This is a genomic window from Shewanella electrica, from assembly GCF_022321485.1.
GTDB classification, from domain to species: Bacteria; Pseudomonadota; Gammaproteobacteria; order Enterobacterales; family Shewanellaceae; genus Shewanella; species Shewanella electrica.
Genome location: NZ_JAKOGG010000604.1, coordinates 1 through 248 on the forward strand (window position 1 = coordinate 1; position 248 = coordinate 248).

At 57.3% G+C, this 248-nt stretch carries 1 protein-coding gene; it reads right to left on the minus strand.

The genetic code is table 11. The features are described 5' to 3' along the window. Positions 1-248: hypothetical protein (locus tag L9G74_RS21575; RefSeq protein ID WP_238898892.1), on the minus strand; the 248-nt coding region annotated here is incomplete at both ends.

The window sequence follows — 248 nt, forward strand, 5'->3', positions numbered from 1 at the left end:
GTTGCTGGAGAGCTGCCAACAGCGACTGGAGAGTAGGTCCATCCAATGACGAGATCAGACTGGCAAGGCTGTTGGGGTTTGCAAGTTGGGGCACTGCAGGCTGTTGAGGCTGTCCCTGCGGGAACTGCGCAGCAGTGAAGGGTGGGTTTGGCGGAAAAGCGCTGGTCGAGCCGCTGCGCTGCACATTTTGGGTATGAAGAACGATTTCGGCGGCAACGTTCAAGTCAAGCTCGGAATACTCTGAACCC